The sequence below is a fragment of the Enterococcus songbeiensis genome (genome assembly GCF_005405265.1).
In the GTDB taxonomy this organism is placed as follows: Bacteria; Bacillota; Bacilli; order Lactobacillales; family Enterococcaceae; genus Enterococcus_C; species Enterococcus_C songbeiensis.
The window spans coordinates 13195-27634 of the sequence record NZ_BJDS01000025.1 but is presented as its reverse complement, the minus strand read 5'-3'; the positions used below and the strand labels follow the sequence as shown (position 1 = coordinate 27634).

16 protein-coding genes are annotated in these 14440 nt (G+C 41.1%); 12 read left to right on the top strand and 4 right to left on the bottom strand.

Annotation, left to right across the window (positions count from 1 at the left end):
• The first annotated feature begins 220 nt into the window (after positions 1 to 220).
• The 6 genes from FFM66_RS10460 to FFM66_RS10435 all read left to right on the top strand — a co-directional run bounded on the left by FFM66_RS10460 (position 221) and on the right by FFM66_RS10435 (position 6185).
• Positions 221 to 1723, top strand: coding sequence for a phosphohexomutase domain-containing protein (locus tag FFM66_RS10460; protein WP_137605886.1), 1503 nt, complete (start codon positions 221 to 223; stop codon positions 1721 to 1723).
• Between the two features lie 56 nt (positions 1724 to 1779).
• On the top strand, positions 1780 to 1986 hold the full coding sequence (locus tag FFM66_RS10455; RefSeq protein ID WP_048603807.1) for a hypothetical protein: 207 nt from the start codon (positions 1780 to 1782) through the stop codon (positions 1984 to 1986).
• A gap of 128 nt (positions 1987 to 2114) precedes the next feature.
• Complete coding sequence (gene sapR, locus FFM66_RS10450) at positions 2115 to 2789, top strand: two-component system response regulator SapR (protein WP_048603808.1); 675 nt, start codon at positions 2115 to 2117, stop codon at positions 2787 to 2789.
• A 9-nt stretch (positions 2790 to 2798) separates the two neighbouring features.
• A complete protein-coding gene (gene sapS / locus FFM66_RS10445; protein WP_137605885.1) occupies positions 2799 to 3824 on the top strand; it encodes a two-component system sensor histidine kinase SapS in 1026 nt (341 codons plus the stop codon).
• 89 nt (positions 3825 to 3913) lie between these two features.
• On the top strand, positions 3914 to 4780 hold the full coding sequence (locus tag FFM66_RS10440; protein ID WP_048603810.1) for a GRP family sugar transporter: 867 nt from the start codon (positions 3914 to 3916) through the stop codon (positions 4778 to 4780).
• A 31-nt stretch (positions 4781 to 4811) separates the two neighbouring features.
• On the top strand, positions 4812 to 6185 hold the full coding sequence (locus tag FFM66_RS10435; protein WP_048603811.1) for an amino acid permease: 1374 nt from the start codon (positions 4812 to 4814) through the stop codon (positions 6183 to 6185).
• A gap of 50 nt (positions 6186 to 6235) precedes the next feature.
• Here FFM66_RS10435 and FFM66_RS10430 read toward each other — a convergent pair whose 3' ends face one another.
• Both FFM66_RS10430 and FFM66_RS10425 read right to left on the bottom strand, forming a co-directional pair.
• Positions 6236 to 7432 carry a toxic anion resistance protein gene (locus FFM66_RS10430; RefSeq protein ID WP_048603812.1) on the bottom strand — a complete coding sequence of 399 codons (1197 nt, stop codon included), beginning with the start codon at positions 7430 to 7432 and terminating at the stop codon, positions 6236 to 6238.
• Between the two features lie 88 nt (positions 7433 to 7520).
• Entirely contained in the window at positions 7521 to 8177 is a 657-nt protein-coding gene (locus FFM66_RS10425; protein WP_048603813.1) for a 5-bromo-4-chloroindolyl phosphate hydrolysis family protein, read from the bottom strand.
• 205 nt (positions 8178 to 8382) lie between these two features.
• On the opposite strand from FFM66_RS10425, the gene FFM66_RS10420 reads away from it, so the two are divergent.
• The 5 genes from FFM66_RS10420 to FFM66_RS10400 all read left to right on the top strand — a co-directional run bounded on the left by FFM66_RS10420 (position 8383) and on the right by FFM66_RS10400 (position 10946).
• A complete protein-coding gene (locus FFM66_RS10420) occupies positions 8383 to 8946 on the top strand; it encodes an NUDIX hydrolase (RefSeq protein ID WP_048603814.1) in 564 nt (187 codons plus the stop codon).
• A 4-nt stretch (positions 8947 to 8950) separates the two neighbouring features.
• Positions 8951 to 9244: a cell wall synthase accessory phosphoprotein MacP gene (gene macP, locus FFM66_RS10415; RefSeq protein WP_048603815.1), complete on the top strand. Its 294-nt coding sequence runs from the start codon at positions 8951 to 8953 to the stop codon at positions 9242 to 9244.
• 31 nt (positions 9245 to 9275) lie between these two features.
• Positions 9276 to 9971: a 5'-methylthioadenosine/adenosylhomocysteine nucleosidase gene (locus FFM66_RS10410; RefSeq protein ID WP_137605884.1), complete on the top strand. Its 696-nt coding sequence runs from the start codon at positions 9276 to 9278 to the stop codon at positions 9969 to 9971.
• A 67-nt stretch (positions 9972 to 10038) separates the two neighbouring features.
• On the top strand, positions 10039 to 10581 hold the full coding sequence (locus FFM66_RS10405) for a cysteine hydrolase family protein (RefSeq protein WP_137605883.1): 543 nt from the start codon (positions 10039 to 10041) through the stop codon (positions 10579 to 10581).
• A gap of 65 nt (positions 10582 to 10646) precedes the next feature.
• The gene (locus tag FFM66_RS10400; RefSeq protein ID WP_048603818.1) at positions 10647 to 10946 is read left to right on the top strand and encodes a hypothetical protein; all 300 of its coding nucleotides are present in this window, start codon (positions 10647 to 10649) and stop codon (positions 10944 to 10946) included.
• Between the two features lie 60 nt (positions 10947 to 11006).
• On the opposite strand, the gene FFM66_RS10395 is transcribed toward FFM66_RS10400, so the two are convergent.
• Together FFM66_RS10395 and FFM66_RS10390 are read right to left on the bottom strand one after the other, a co-directional pair.
• Positions 11007 to 12911, bottom strand: a complete 1905-nt coding sequence (locus tag FFM66_RS10395; protein ID WP_137605882.1) for a M13 family metallopeptidase — start codon at positions 12909 to 12911, stop codon at positions 11007 to 11009.
• Positions 12912 to 13047: 136 nt separating this feature from the next.
• Positions 13048 to 13584: a DUF1697 domain-containing protein gene (locus FFM66_RS10390; RefSeq protein WP_137605881.1), complete on the bottom strand. Its 537-nt coding sequence runs from the start codon at positions 13582 to 13584 to the stop codon at positions 13048 to 13050.
• A gap of 205 nt (positions 13585 to 13789) precedes the next feature.
• Here FFM66_RS10390 and FFM66_RS10385 point away from each other — a divergent pair, with 205 nt between their 5' ends.
• On the top strand, positions 13790 to 14332 hold the full coding sequence (locus FFM66_RS10385; protein ID WP_048603821.1) for a C39 family peptidase: 543 nt from the start codon (positions 13790 to 13792) through the stop codon (positions 14330 to 14332).
• Positions 14333 to 14440: the final 108 nt, after the last annotated feature.

The following is a 14440-nucleotide window of genomic DNA, read 5'->3' as shown; positions in this document are numbered from 1 at the left end:
ACCAAATGCTTTTTGTTATAAAAAAATATTTAGTGTCCTTACTCGATTTGAGTAACAACACTAAATATTATAGAACCTAAATAATCGAAGTCCCTCTTGTATGAGGGATTTTTTTTCAGCTTTTTTAAGTAAAAAATACTTAAAAAGGACTGCTTTTTGGGAAGTAGTTTGTTATACTTCATATAAAGCGATTACAACAAATGAGAATTGGGGCGATAAAATGGAAGAAGCATTGACAGTTTTGAGAAATGGATCGGATATTCGCGGCGTTGCCATTGCCACGGAAGAATTTCCAGCAACTTTGACACCTGAGGCAATGACTCAAATTGCCAATGGAATCGTTTATTGGCTGCGAAAAAACGATGAAGAAAAATACCTAGCTGGAAAGCTGATGCTTGGTATCGGACAAGACAGTCGAATCAGTGGGGATGATTTGAAGGCAGCTTTGGTGCAGCAATTGGTTTTGCAGGGAATCCAAGTCATTGATTTTCAGCTGGCGACTACGCCGGCGATGTTTATGAGTACCCGCTACCCTGAATTTGACTGTGATGCTGCAATCATGCTGACAGCCAGCCATTTGCCTTTTTATTATAATGGCGCAAAGCTATTTACAAGATCGGGAGGCGCAGAAAAAGAAGACATTCAAGTGATTTTGACTCATCCGCAGGTCAACGAAAACGGACAGGTGGGAATCGTCAAACAAGCACAGTTACTGCCAAAATATTCGGCAGATCTGCTTGAAAAAATTCGGCGGAGCATTGGGGAGAAACAACCATTGCTTGGCTGGAAAATTGTGGTAGATGCCGGAAATGGTGCTGGCGGTTTTTTTGTGAAGATTTTACAAGAATTAGGAGCGGATACAACGGGCTCACAGTTTCTAACGCCAGATGGAATGTTTCCGAATCATATTCCCAATCCGGATAATGCTGAGGCAATGGCCAGCATCAAGGAGGCTGTTTTAGCAAATCAAGCAGATTTAGGAATTATTTTTGATACGGATGTGGATCGTGCGGCGGTAGTGACCGCCAGCGGGCAGGCGCTAAACCGCAACAATTTGATTGCAGTGTTAAGCAAAATTATTTTAAAAGAGCATCCGGGAACCAGTATCGTCACTAATTCCCCCACTTCCGATCATTTACGAAGGTTTATCGAAAACGCAGGTGGCAAGCAAGTGCGCTATATTTCCGGTTACCGTAACGTAATCAATAAAGCGATTCAATTGAATGAACAGGGAATCGACTCCCAATTAGCAATTGAAACTAGTGGACACGCAGCATTTAAAGAAAACTATTTTTTAGATGACGGTGCTTACGTGATTGCTAAACTATTGATGCTGCTTCCTGATTTAAAAAATCAAGGACAAACACTGGACACTTTGATTCAAGAATTGCAGCAGCCAGCTGAAACCGTGGAGGTTCGTTTTCCATTAAAAGCCGTAGATTATCATCAATTGGGAGAAAAAGTTATCGAACAATTAGGAAGTTGGAAGCAATCTGGCTGGCATATCGATTCAGAAAATGAAGAAGGGATTCGGATTCGTTTCGGGGAACCTTTTGGCAATGGCTGGTTTCTTTTACGAATGAGTTTGCATGAGCCTTTATTGGTACTGCAAGTGGAAAATGATGTTGCAGGAAAGCTGTCGCTTATCTTGCGAAAATTGCAGGAATTTCTGGAACAATTTCCAGAAGTAGATCAGGAGAAACTGCTTTCAAAATTAAATTGACATCGTTTGCATTAAGGTGCATGATAAGAATAACAAGTGTAGAAACAGGTGGTTAGATGATTGTTGATGTGATTATTGGTTTGACGATTTTTACGTATGGGGTAAATTTTTTGGTCTTTCTCTATTTGAAGTATCGTCCAAAGCGGGATTGGCTGGAGCGGTTATCGATTTACTTTGGGGTAAATATGAGCTTACTGCTGGCAGATGGTGTCTTTTTATTCTTGGGAAAGATTTTTGAAGAAGGCATCTTGGTGATAGAATAAAATCTTAGTACAAGCGTCTGCAGGATTGTAGGCGCTTTTTTTGAACTTTTTATAAAAAAGCAAGCAGAGATTGGTGTTCTTCAAAAAAATTTGTTACCCTTAAACAAATGGCAAGGAGAGTCGAAAAAATGGCAAAAATCATGATCGTGGAAGACGAGAGCGTTATTCGTCAGCTTATTATGGAAGAATTGGGAAAATGGCAGTTTGAAACCTTTGGAACGACAGATTTTGAAAAAGTCTTTACAGATTTTGAAGCGGAAGAGCCACAGCTGATCTTGTTAGACATTAATTTACCGATTTTTGATGGCTATTACTGGTGTCAAAAGATCCGTGAAGTGTCAAAAGTACCGATTATTTTTATTTCCAGCCGCAATACCAACATGGATATGATTATGGCGATGAACATGGGGGCAGATGATTTTGTTACTAAACCCTTTGAGATTGATGTGTTGATTGCCAAAATCAATGCGTTATTGCGCCGATCCTACAATTATGCTCAAAACAGCAGTGAAACGCTGATTCATAAGGAGTTGACGCTGAATGTCGACAACAGCAGTGTGACTGTCAATGAAGAAGTGATCGATTTGAGTAAAAATGAATACCGTTTGTTGTATATCCTGATGAAAAATCACGGCAAGATTCTTTCCCGAGAAAAATTATTGCGGGCTTTATGGGATGACGAGCGCTTTGTGGATGATAATACCCTGACGGTGAATATCAATCGCTTGCGGCGGAAAATCGAACAAGCTGGAGTTGCTGGATATATTGAAACAAAGGTTGGGCAAGGCTATATTGTTCCGTAGAGGTGACTTATGCATATAAAAAACTATCTAAAAGATCGCTGGCTGCTATTTGTCGGCTGGGTGGTCTTCGTTTTATTGACTGCTTTTGTTTTATGGTTGGCACCTAATTTGCAAGTGGATTGGGGTACGCTCCTTTATCTGGCGTTGTTGGAAGCCTTGGTTTTGGCTTCTTTTTTGGCGGGGGATTATTTGTATAAGAAACGCTGGTGGAAAAAAATGCAAAGTGCAGATGGAGAAAGCACCATGCAAAATTATTTGACGGGTGCCCGCACCGAAGAAGAAAAAGTGCAACAGCGTTACATCAACCAACTGATTCGGGAGCATCAAGAAGCGATGCAGCAGGTCGTTGTCAATCAGCAGGAACAAAAGGATTACATTGATTCCTGGGTCCATGAAATCAAGGTACCTTTGGCAGCATCTCAACTTTTGTTGCGGTCGATTGAATTTGATATCCCTGATGACAAATACATGCAATTGGAAAATGAATTGGCAAAAATCGATGAATATGTGGAACAAGTCTTGTACTATGCCCGATTAGACAGTTTTTCCAAGGATTATCTGATTCAGGAATCATCGTTAAAGGAAATTATTCAGCCAATCATCCGCAGTCAGGCAAATTACTTTATTCAAAAAAATATCCATTTTTCTGTGGAAGGGGAAGATCAGACCGTTTTGACAGATGCAAAGTGGATCGGCTTTATTTTTCGCCAACTTTTGACCAATGCGTTGAAATACACACCAACAAATGGGAAAGTGCTTATTTTGTTGAAAAAGGAACAGCAGGGCATCACGTTGCAGATGAAGGACAATGGTATTGGCATCCCTGAGGAAGATTTGCGGCGGATTTTTGATAAAGGCTTTACTGGCAGCAATGGACGATATAGCGAGACTCATTCAACAGGGTTGGGTCTGTATTTGGCAAAAAATTTGGCGGAACAATTGGGTGTGGAATTAACAGCCACTTCTACGGTTGGGCAAGGCACGACCATGAACTTGTTTTTTCCGGTGTTATCCTTTTTTCAGGAGCAAAAATAAAAAATCATGCGGCGGCATGATTTTTTTCTTGTCTAGCAAACGTTTTCGCTGATACACTAGCGGGGTATCTTTTAAAAAAGGAGAATATTATGGAACTAATTATCGCTTTGATCCCTATGTTTGCATGGGGAAGTATCGGTTTGGTCAGTGGAAAAATGGGGGGCAATGCTAACCAGCAAACGTTGGGAATGACCATCGGTGCCTTTGTTTTTGCGTTAGTCATTTTTGCAATCAATCAACCGACAGTATCACTTTGGATCTTTTTTATTGGTATTTTATCCGGTCTATTCTGGTGTGTCGGACAAAACGGACAGTTTCATGCGATGCAGTATATGGGTGTTTCGGTAGGACTACCATTGTCCACCGGTATGCAATTGATGCTGAACACAATCGCTGGAGCGGTATTCTTTAGAGAATGGACACAAACTCGGGATTATATTCTTGGAGTGATCGCGCTGGCTTTCTTAGTGATTGGGGCGTACCTGACTTCTCGCCGTGACCCCAATAGTCAAATCCAAAGCAGTAATAAGATGCTGGATTTTGGGAAAGGATTTCGTGTTTTAGTTATTTCAACAATTGGTTTCGGATTGTACACGATTTTGATTACTTGGGCGAAGATTGATCCAATTGCGATCATTTTACCGCAAAGTATCGGAATGTTATTGGGGGCTGTGTTATTCACGCTTCGTAAAATCCAATATGATAAATTTGTTTGGCGTAATACGACTTCTGGCTTGCTGTGGGGAATCGGAAACGTATGCATGCTGATGACGGTCCAAGTTGTTGGATTGGCTGTCGGCTTCTCCTTATCTCAAATGGGAATTATTATCTCTACTTTAGGCGGGATTTTCTTGCTGGGAGAACGAAAGACCAAAAAAGAAATGATTTATGTAGTTTTAGGTTGCCTTTTTGTTATTTTTGGTGGTATTCTTTTAGGATACATGAAGGCGTCTTAAAAAAGTTCGCCTTACTTAATTGGAGGGTGCTATGGATCTTTTCAGAAAAAAGGAAATCAAAATCGAACAGCAGAGCCACATGAAACGGAACCTTAAAATCAAGGATTTGATCATGTTGGGAATCGGTGCGATCATCGGTACCGGAATTTTTGTCGTAACAGGTGTTGCTTCGTCAGATATGGCTGGCCCCGCATTGACGCTTTCGTTTGTGTTAGCAGCAATCGTTGTTGGCTTATCTGGTCTGAGTTTTGCTGAATTTGCTTCACGAGTCCCGGTCTTAGGTGGACCCTATGCGTATATTTACGTGGTATTTGGGGAGTTCGCAGCGTGGATGACCGGCTGGTTTTTAATGTGTGAATTTTTGCTGGCAGTTTCCTCGGTAGCATCCGGTTGGTCCGGCTATGTGCAGGGCTTTCTCGCCAGCTTTGGAGTCGAATTGCCGCAAGCCTTGACTGCAGGCTACAACGCTGAAAATGGCACTTATATCGATTTAATTGCGGCACTGGTTATTGTTTTTGTGACTTTTTGGGTCAGTCAAGAAGCGAAAAAAGCTCTGCGTTTAAATAATCTGATGGTTTATGTCAAATTTGGTATTATTGCGTTATTCGTCGGGTTTGGTGTGTTCTTTGTTCAGCCGGAAAATTGGCAGCCCTTTATGCCATTTGGTTTTTCCGGGGTATTTGACGGTGCAGCCTTAGTATTTTTTGCCTTTTTGGGTTTTGATGCGGTGGCGATGGCGGCTGAAGAAGTAAAAGACCCGCAAAAAGATGTACCAAAAGGTATTATCGGTTCGATTGCGATTGCCACGTTGTTATACATCGTTGTAACGCTGATTTTGACAGGAATCGTTCCTTATACTGAATTGGGAATCAAAGACCCGGTTGCATTTGCGATGCGCTATGTGGATCATGGCTTTGTTGGTTCGGTGATTTCAGTGGGAGCCATCTTGACCTTGTTGACAGTGACGATTTCCATGATGTATTCACTGGCACGATTGCTTTATGCCATCAGTAAAGATGGCTTGCTGCCAAAATTCATGCAAAAAATTGATCCAAAACATCGGACGCCGAAAAATGCGACGATGGCTGCTGGAGTGGTCGCATTATTTTTTGCCGCAGCATTTCCTTTGCAAATTTTAGCTGAATTGACGAACATCGTTGCCTTGGCCTATTTGATTATGGTTTCGTTGGGGATTTTAAAATTGCGGAAAATGATGGGACAACCCAAACCGGGAGAATTCAAAATGCCGCTGGTTCCGCTGTTGCCAATCTTGTCGATTCTGACGTGTCTTTTTCTGATGTCTCGATTGAATAGCACGACTTGGTTGATCTTCGGTATTACCACTGTGATCGGCCTGCTGATTTATTTCTTGTATGGTTATAAAAATAGTTCGTTGAATAAATAAAAAAAGGATCGGTTTCTCTATTGAAAGAGAAACCGATCCTTTTTTTGCGGTTAATTGTGGTTTGAAGTCATGTCGAGTAATTTTTGTTTTAAATCTTCTTCCATATTGCCAAGCTCAATTTCAGCTGCCCGGCGTTTTTCTTTTCCTTCTTTTTGGATACGCAGGGTTTCTTGAATGGTTTCTACAAGGTCATTTTGCGTTTTTTGTAAGGTTTCAATGTCGACCAATCCCCGTTCGTTTTCTTTGGCCGTTTCAATGGCAGAAACCTTCAACATTTCAGAATTTTTCTTCAATAAGTCATTTGTCGTTTCTGAAACTTGTCGTTGAGCCGTCACGGCATCTTTTTGACGAAGCAAGGTCAAGGCGATGACTACTTGGTTTTTCCACAAAGGAATGGCTGTATTGATGGATGCCTGAATTTTTTCTGCTAAAGCCTGATTGGTATTTTGGATTAGACGGATTTGCGGTGCTTGCTGGATTGTTACTTGACGAGCCAGCCGCAAATCATGGGTCCGTTTATCTAAACGATCAAGAAACTGCGTATAATCGTTGGCGATTTGCGCATCCATTTGATCTCCGGATTCTCGGGCCTTTTGCATCGCTTCAGGAATAATTTTGGTTTGCAGTTCTTCCAGTTTCAATTCACCGGCGGCAATATAAATATTCAAAGCGTCGAAATAATCTTTGTTTTTATGGTAAAGCTGTTCCAACATCAGATTATCTTTTAAGAGGCCGTCTTTTTCTTTTTCTAATTTTACGGCGATTTTATCAATTTGGGCACCGATTTTTTGGTATTTTGCTGTGATTTCATAAATGGATTGCTTGACCTTGCCAAACACCCGTTGGAAAATATTGCCTTCTCCTGCACGCAATTCGTCCGGATTGGCTTCTTGTAGTCGATACATCAACTCAGTCAATGAATCCCCCACAGGACCAATATCAGAGGCCTGAACGTGGTTTAGCATAGACTGTGAAAAGGAGCTGAGCTTTTCTTGAGCAACAGCGCCGTAAGTAATCACAGCTTGTTGATCTGTTGCATCAATCTTTGTGGCTAATTCTTGTGCCTGTGCTTGTCGTTCTGGCGGCAATTTATCAATCAGACGATTGGCTTTTTGCTGCTCTTTTAAGGCGTTGATTTCAGTCTGCTGGGTTTCTGTCAAGGTACCGATTGGAGTGGAAAAGGGATTGTTCAGTAAATCATCTAGGGTTGTATCGACATCTTTTGTCTGTGGTAATTGTTCAGTCATTACTTCTCCTCCTAAGAGTATTGGAATTTTTTTAGTTTTTTTATTTTTCATTCGAAAAAAATCTAGCGGTTTGCTAGATTTTTTGCTTTTAACTATTATCTCGTTTTAGGCTTTGTTTGGCAATCGAAAGCTCGACATCGATGTCATCTAAGTCATCAGCGACAAACTGTTGGTAGTCTTGACTAATCAAGGCTGCCATCTGATCGATAATCTGGGAACTTTCCTCGATTTTGTCGTAGGTTTCTTTGCTTTTGATTTCATGGCCGTTAATCTCGATAAATTTATTGGTAAGATCCACCATGTTTGGCAAATGCGTGTAAAGGAAGTGACTGGCTGAATGCAGTTTTTGTGGTTCCTTTACTAATTCTTTGAAAAGCGCCTTTGCCGCCCGCAATGTGTCATGCCGCAGATCGATTGCCTTTAACTTGGCATTGTTGTTGAGGTTGACTTGCAACTGTTCGATCTGCTGTTTGGATTGATTCATTGTTTCCCGGAAAAAAGCGATCTCGCTTTCGCTCATGCCATTTTTAAGGTAATGAGCTTCCTTTTCTTTAGAAAGCACAGGCAATTCTTCTTTTTTCACCACTTTATGTTTTCCTCTTAAACCGAAAAGAATCAATAAAATTCCGGCGATGATCAAAATACCTGGGAAAAAGCCGATCCCGCCATCTGTGGCACGAAAGATAAAACGAATACCGATCACGATACCGATTACAGCGAATACACTAAGTATTCTTTTTCTCATTACCCTCCTAAACAATAGTTGAGTAGTTTCTCTCTTATCAACTTTACATTCTCATTTTAGCATGTAAGCTGAAAGAAAAAAATCAGACTAGGGATTGATTTTTTCAATTTAGGAAAATCATAACCTTTATGGTAAAATGTAACGCAATGAACGGAAAAATTAGGTATACTACAAGCAAACGAAACAATAGAAAGTAGGGAAAAGAATGCTTTCCTTTGAAGATTTTGAAGAAAAAACGATCAAGCGAACAGAAATTTTTAACGGAAAAATTATCGATGTTGCGGTGGACGAGGTGCAACTTCCCAATGGCGAGACAGCAAAGCGGGAATTGGTTTTTCATCCCGGCGGCGTAGGAATTATTGCCATCATTGATGAGAAAATGCTTTTTGTCAAACAATTCCGTAAACCGTTGGAACGGGTGATTCTGGAAATTCCAGCTGGGAAAATTGATCCGGGAGAAGGCGCTCATCCTGAAGAGACTGGAAGACGGGAATTGGAAGAAGAGACCGGCTATCGTGCGGAAAAAATGGTACCTGTGGCGGCGATGTATGTATCACCGGGATTTGCCGATGAGCTGCTGCATCTTTATCACGCACAAGGTTTAACAAAGATTGCGAATCCTTTACCGCAAGATGAAGATGAAGTGCTGGAATTATACTTTTTGACTTTGGATGAAGCCAAGCAGGCGATTGCCGAGGAACAAATTTGTGATGCCAAAACACTTTTTGCTGTTCAATACTGGGAACTTGAACAATTAAGGGGGAAATAAAACGATGCCAAAAGAGCCCTTGATTACCCGCACGGAATTACGCAAACGACGGGAACTGGAAACAGAGGAAACACCTCAGCCACAAAAAACCAGCAAACAGGCGGCAAAAGAGTACAAAAAAGAAGAGAAGGAAATCTCAAATTTTTATCGCAAGGAAAACAAAAAAAATAAACCAGTTACCAAAACACGAACGGGGGAAAAACAAAAATCCCGTGAATGGAACAATTTTTTGATGAAAGCTATCATCATTGTTTTTTTACTATTGGTAGTTGTCATGTTGCTGGTCTTTTTATTTTAGGAAAATCGAGAAGACGGAGGAGAAGGACAGAATGAAAATCGGGATTATCGGAGCAATGGAAGAGGAAATCAAGGGACTACGGGAAAAATTGGAGGTACCAATTTTTTGGGAACGGGCGAATGCTTTGTTTATTTCAGGAACCTTAGGACCTCATGAAGTGATCGTTGTTCGCTCCGGCATCGGCAAGGTGGCTGCATCAATCACCACCAGCCTGCTGATTCAGCAGTACGGAGTAAATATGGTAATCAACACAGGCTCTGCCGGCGGAATCGGTCAAGGGTTAGCCGTAGGAGATTTAGTTGTTTCTGAAAAATTGGCTTACTTTGATGTCGATGTCACTGGATTTGGGTATGAGCTTGGGCAACTGCCAGGCGGAATGCCTCTGTATTTTGAAGCCAGCCGCTATTTGATTGCTGAAATGACTAAAGTTGCAGAGGCAAGACAGCAGCGGGTAAAAAAAGGACTGATTGTGACAGGAGACAGTTTTGTGGATCATCCAGAGAAAATCAAGCAGATTTTATCGATCTTTCCAGATGCATTGGCGTGTGAAATGGAAGGGGCTGCGATCGCTCAAACGGCACAGCAATTTAATATTCCCTTTTTAGTGTTGCGGGCAATCAGCGATACCGCCGATCACGAAGCCACTCAAAGTTTTGATGAATTTATTGAAGAAGCCGGCAAACGTTCTGCCGAATTAGTGATTGATTTTGTGAAGCAGTTGAAATAATTTAACGAAAAAATGTGACCAGTGGGGCAAGAAACAAGACGAAAAAAATTTTTTAGGAGGAATTGCAATGAAGGCGTTACTTTCGATTGATTATACCTATGATTTTGTTGCGACAGATGGAAAATTGACCACCGGAGCTGCTGGGCAGGCAATTGAAGGCACCCTCGTTGCTCGAACCCAAGAATTTATCCGCCAGCAGGCGTTTGTTGTTTTTGCCATCGATGCCCATGATCCTACAGACAAGTATCATCCTGAAAACCATTTGTTTCCGCCACACAATGTGATTGGTACAAGTGGACGGCAACTTTACGGGAAATTGGCTGAGGTTTATGAAGAAAACAAGGAACAGGTTTATTGGATCGATAAACGGCATTATTCTGCTTTCAGCGGGACGGATTTAGATATTCGCTTGCGGGAACGGGGCATTACCGATCTTTATTTAACCAGTGTTTGTACAGATATTTGTGTGCTGCATACTGCCGTGGACGCCTATAACTTAGGTTATCAACTGCATATTTTTAAAGAGGCGGTTGCCAGCTTTGATCCAGTCGGTCATGAGTGGGCTTTGCGGCATTTTGCGCAAACTCTTGGCGCTGAGATCATTGATTAGTCTAAGCATTATTTTCGAGAAAATCGTTTTTCTCCCGTATACTTAAAAGAAAAGGGGGAATCAAAATGAGTATTCTTGATCGCTTAAAAGATGGCTTTGATATGTCCGATATCACCGGGATTATTTCTGACTTGCAAAAGGAAAACATTGATTTAGGAAATTTACTGAACAATAATTTTTTGAAAAAGTACACAGATTTTAGTCAATTGGATGATTTATTAGGAAAACTTGGCATTCAACATGCGAGTCAACTACCTGCTTTTTTGCAAAACCCTAAGAAAAAGGAAGAAGCGGATCAAGTGGTCAACGACCATTCGCAATTTTCTTCATTGGCAGAGATGATCAAAAAGGCGATGAAACAATAATAAAAAAGTGCTGCAGGAAATGTTGGAATTTCCTGCGGCACTTTTTTGTAAAGCAATGGTTTACCAGATGTGGACCCGTTTTTCTGGAGACAGATACATGGCATCCTCTTCTGTAATATTGAAGGTAGTGTAAAAGTCATCCAAATTTTTCACTTGAACGTTGGCCCGTAATTTGGCTGGTGCATGGACATCAATGGACAACAACAATTGTTGGTATTGTTCCCGTGCTTTGGTCCGCCAAATTTTTGCCCAATTGGTAAAGAAGTCTTCCAAAGAAACATCTGCTTCTTTTTTTGCAGCTTCTAATGCACAGCTTAGACCGCCCGCATCTGCAATATTTTCTGAAACGGTCAAGGTTCCATTGACTTTACCCCCAGCAAAAGAGATGCCGTCAAATTCAGCAATCATGGCTTTGGAAAGATCTTCAAAGTGGGTCAAATCTTCTTTTGTCCACCAATTATTCAAATTTCCGAATTCGTCAAATTTTGCGCCATTATTATCAAAGGCGTGGGAAATTTCATGGGCGATTACCGCACCGATTCCACCATAGTTGGCACTGGAGGATTGCTCCAAGCTATAAAATGGTGCTTGTAGGATTGCTGCTGGAAAGACGATAATATTTTTGAAGGGATGGTAATATGCATTGACTGTTGCAGCGCTCATTTCCCATTCTTTGCGATCTACTGGTTTATGGAAACGGCTGAAATTGTCTTCTCTGACCAAACGGCTAAAAAAGCGCGCATTTTCCACTAACGTACCGCCGTCTTCTGCCGGTTTTGTGATGAAGGCATCGTAAAGTTCAGGAATTCGTTCCGGATAGCCAACTTGGATTCCCAATGTCCCCAGTTTAACCACCGCTTTTTCCCGTGTATTTTCACTTAGCCAAGTATTGTTTTTCAACCGATTTTGATAGATTGCAATCATGGCTTCTACCATGTGTTCCACATCTTGCTTCGCCTTTTCTCCAAAATATTTTTTGCCGTAATAGTCACCTACTACTTGGCTAAAGCGATTGGTAGCTAAATAATACGCCGCTTTTTGTTGAGGGGCCGCTTCATCGATTCCTGAAAGATAGCGGCTGTAAGTACTGCCAAGCTGACGTAAGTCTTCGCTTAAAATGCTGGTATAAGAAAGGCTGACTTGAACCAAAAGCCAATTTTTCAGCAAAGCAAAGGTTTCGGGATTAACGATTTGTTGAAATGCAGCAAAGTATTCTGGTTCGGTGACAATGATTTCTCCAGGTGTGTCGTGAACGAGGTCATTGACTAATTTTTTTAAATCAAGTTCTTTCGAATAGGCAGCAAACTCGGCAATACTTTTTGGATTATAATTTTTGCTGTAATCGGCATTTTCTTCCGAGCTGCGGACATGGGGAACAATTGAACGGTCAAAGGCCAAAGCATCAGCAACGATTGCAGCTGCTTCTTCGTTGGTTTTGCCAAATTTTTCTAGAATACTGACGGTCATTTCAGAAAAGACTTTTAATAATTCAGGTCCTTGGGGATGATTTTCTTCATAATAGGTTTTGTCAGGTAAGAACGTGGATGCTGGATATGCGTAAACCACGTTGGTTTGTGTATCTTTCATATCTTGGTCAACGTCCAAAGCAAAAGGCAACGGCATTCCTTCCAGCACCCATTCTGGAAATTGCTGATTTAATTCCTCAAGTGAATTTAAGGCAGCAACCTTTGCCAATAACGGTTTGACTGGTTCAACGCCTAATTTGTTGCGGGTCTCATAATCGTTGGCAAGTTTATAAAATTCAATCGCATCTTTCATACGTCCGGCAGGGATTTCTTTGGTTCCTGTAGCCATTTCGGCAAATTCTGCCATCAATAATTGTTCGATGTCTTGGACCAGATCCTGAAAACCGCCGGTAGCTGGTTTATCGACAGGAATTTCAGCCGTTTTGACCCATTCGCCATTTACATGATCATAAAAATCTGTTTTAACTAAATCTGTCATTCAGGTTACTCCTTCGTAGCGCATAAATTTTTTTGAGTCGATCTACTGGATTACTGCAAATCGGTTCCGTGTTTTCTCTATTATCGTACACCTTTGGTAATTTAACAAAGGAAATGAATGCTTTTTTGAGAATTTTCTAAAAATTATCAAATGCAGCAACAATTTTTTTGATGGTCGTCAGATTTCGAGAAGTCAGCAAAGGTTTGTATTTTGCTTTTCCCAAAACTTTCCCGCCAAAATTTTTGGTGGTTTCCCCTTTTTTGACGACCCAAAGTAGGTCATACCCACTTGTTTTTTTGAGACATTCATGGGCATCGTGAGGAAAGATTTCAAATTCAGCCACTAATTCAGGATATAGCTCGGCGTTAGTGAAGAGAACCATTTGATTGTGGGTTGCAGGGACGTCTGTGACAATGTCATGAAGCAATTCTCGGACTTCACTTTCTGTGCGAATCAATCCAGAAATCGGCGTTTGAAAATGAGCGCTCAAACAGTCAATGACTTGTTGCAGTGCGGCATCTGCCGGTAAGGTTGTTTGGATCAAAAGGTTCCCGGTGGCTAAAATTGTTTGTATTTTTTCAAAAGCTAGGGGCTGTAAGACGGTTTTCAGCTCGCTCATTTTAATGGTCAAGCCCCCCGTATTGATTCCCCGCAGAAAAATGGCGTAGTTCATTGGATAAATCTCCTTTAGTGATGTTTCTTGTAGTATAACAAAAATCAAAAAAATTTTTATCAAATGAGTCCGAATAGCAGATTTTGCGGTTTTTCGTTATAATGAGGAAGATGTTAACGCTGTTTTTTCAAAAGTAGAATGGCCAATCGTTTATGAAATTTTCTATTTGAAAAGGGTACGATCAAATGAGAAACGAGGGAAAACAATGACAACAAATGAATGGATAGGAATACCCGAAGAACGTTTTTCTCGGTATCGTCGTTGGATGACGCCTAGTGGTTATCTTTGTGGTACTTATGCAGCCGCGGTTTTTTTAGCTTATTATCAAGATTATGTTGATGAAAAGATTATTCCAGCAAATCTTCGGAATAAAAATGCCCAAACTTCGAAATCGTTGATTGATATTTTGCACTTACTGATTCAGCCTCATGGATTGCCAACTTTGCCGATCCAAGTCGGGTATGGATTGTCTCGCTATTTTGATTTTTACAAACTGCCTTATCGGGCACGAACAACCATGCTGGGAGGTTGGCACCGGGCAACGAAACGAATCGATCAAGGCCGTCCGGTCATTTTGGGTTTGATGAGAGGGTTAGGCAGCAGTTACGGTAATCATTGGGTGGTTGCCTATGCTTATTTGGAAACGGAAGATGGTCAGCGTTTTTTCAAAGTCCATGATAATTGGGGAGACCATCGCAAAGTCATTCCTGCTGCTTGGATCAATGGAACAATTTCGCTCCCGTTATAAAAATTTCATGAAAAGTATGGTAGAATAAGCAGAAGTGAAACGAGATTTGTCGAAGCAAACACAATCAGTGGTTTCTCACTGAGGACAAAAAACTTTTTGGAGGCAAAA

Bases quoted from the DNA above. Each gene is read 5' to 3' on its own strand.
- FFM66_RS10460 (WP_137605886.1), top strand. From the start codon at position 221: ATGGAAGAAGCATTGACAGTTTTGAGAAATGGATCGGATATTCGCGGC.
- FFM66_RS10455 (WP_048603807.1), top strand. From the start codon at position 1,780: ATGATTGTTGATGTGATTATTGGTTTGACGATTTTTACGTATGGGGTA.
- FFM66_RS10440 (WP_048603810.1), top strand. From the start codon at position 3,914: ATGGAACTAATTATCGCTTTGATCCCTATGTTTGCATGGGGAAGTATC.
- FFM66_RS10395 (WP_137605882.1), bottom strand. From the start codon at position 12,911: ATGACAGATTTAGTTAAAACAGATTTTTATGATCATGTAAATGGCGAA.
- FFM66_RS10425 (WP_048603813.1), bottom strand. From the start codon at position 8,177: ATGAGAAAAAGAATACTTAGTGTATTCGCTGTAATCGGTATCGTGATC.
- sapS (WP_137605885.1), top strand. From the start codon at position 2,799: ATGCATATAAAAAACTATCTAAAAGATCGCTGGCTGCTATTTGTCGGC.
- sapR (WP_048603808.1), top strand. From the start codon at position 2,115: ATGGCAAAAATCATGATCGTGGAAGACGAGAGCGTTATTCGTCAGCTT.
- FFM66_RS10420 (WP_048603814.1), top strand. From the start codon at position 8,383: ATGCTTTCCTTTGAAGATTTTGAAGAAAAAACGATCAAGCGAACAGAA.
- FFM66_RS10385 (WP_048603821.1), top strand. From the start codon at position 13,790: ATGACAACAAATGAATGGATAGGAATACCCGAAGAACGTTTTTCTCGG.
- FFM66_RS10435 (WP_048603811.1), top strand. From the start codon at position 4,812: ATGGATCTTTTCAGAAAAAAGGAAATCAAAATCGAACAGCAGAGCCAC.
- FFM66_RS10410 (WP_137605884.1), top strand. From the start codon at position 9,276: ATGAAAATCGGGATTATCGGAGCAATGGAAGAGGAAATCAAGGGACTA.
- macP (WP_048603815.1), top strand. From the start codon at position 8,951: ATGCCAAAAGAGCCCTTGATTACCCGCACGGAATTACGCAAACGACGG.
- FFM66_RS10400 (WP_048603818.1), top strand. From the start codon at position 10,647: ATGAGTATTCTTGATCGCTTAAAAGATGGCTTTGATATGTCCGATATC.
- FFM66_RS10390 (WP_137605881.1), bottom strand. From the start codon at position 13,584: ATGAACTACGCCATTTTTCTGCGGGGAATCAATACGGGGGGCTTGACC.
- FFM66_RS10405 (WP_137605883.1), top strand. From the start codon at position 10,039: ATGAAGGCGTTACTTTCGATTGATTATACCTATGATTTTGTTGCGACA.
- FFM66_RS10430 (WP_048603812.1), bottom strand. From the start codon at position 7,432: ATGACTGAACAATTACCACAGACAAAAGATGTCGATACAACCCTAGAT.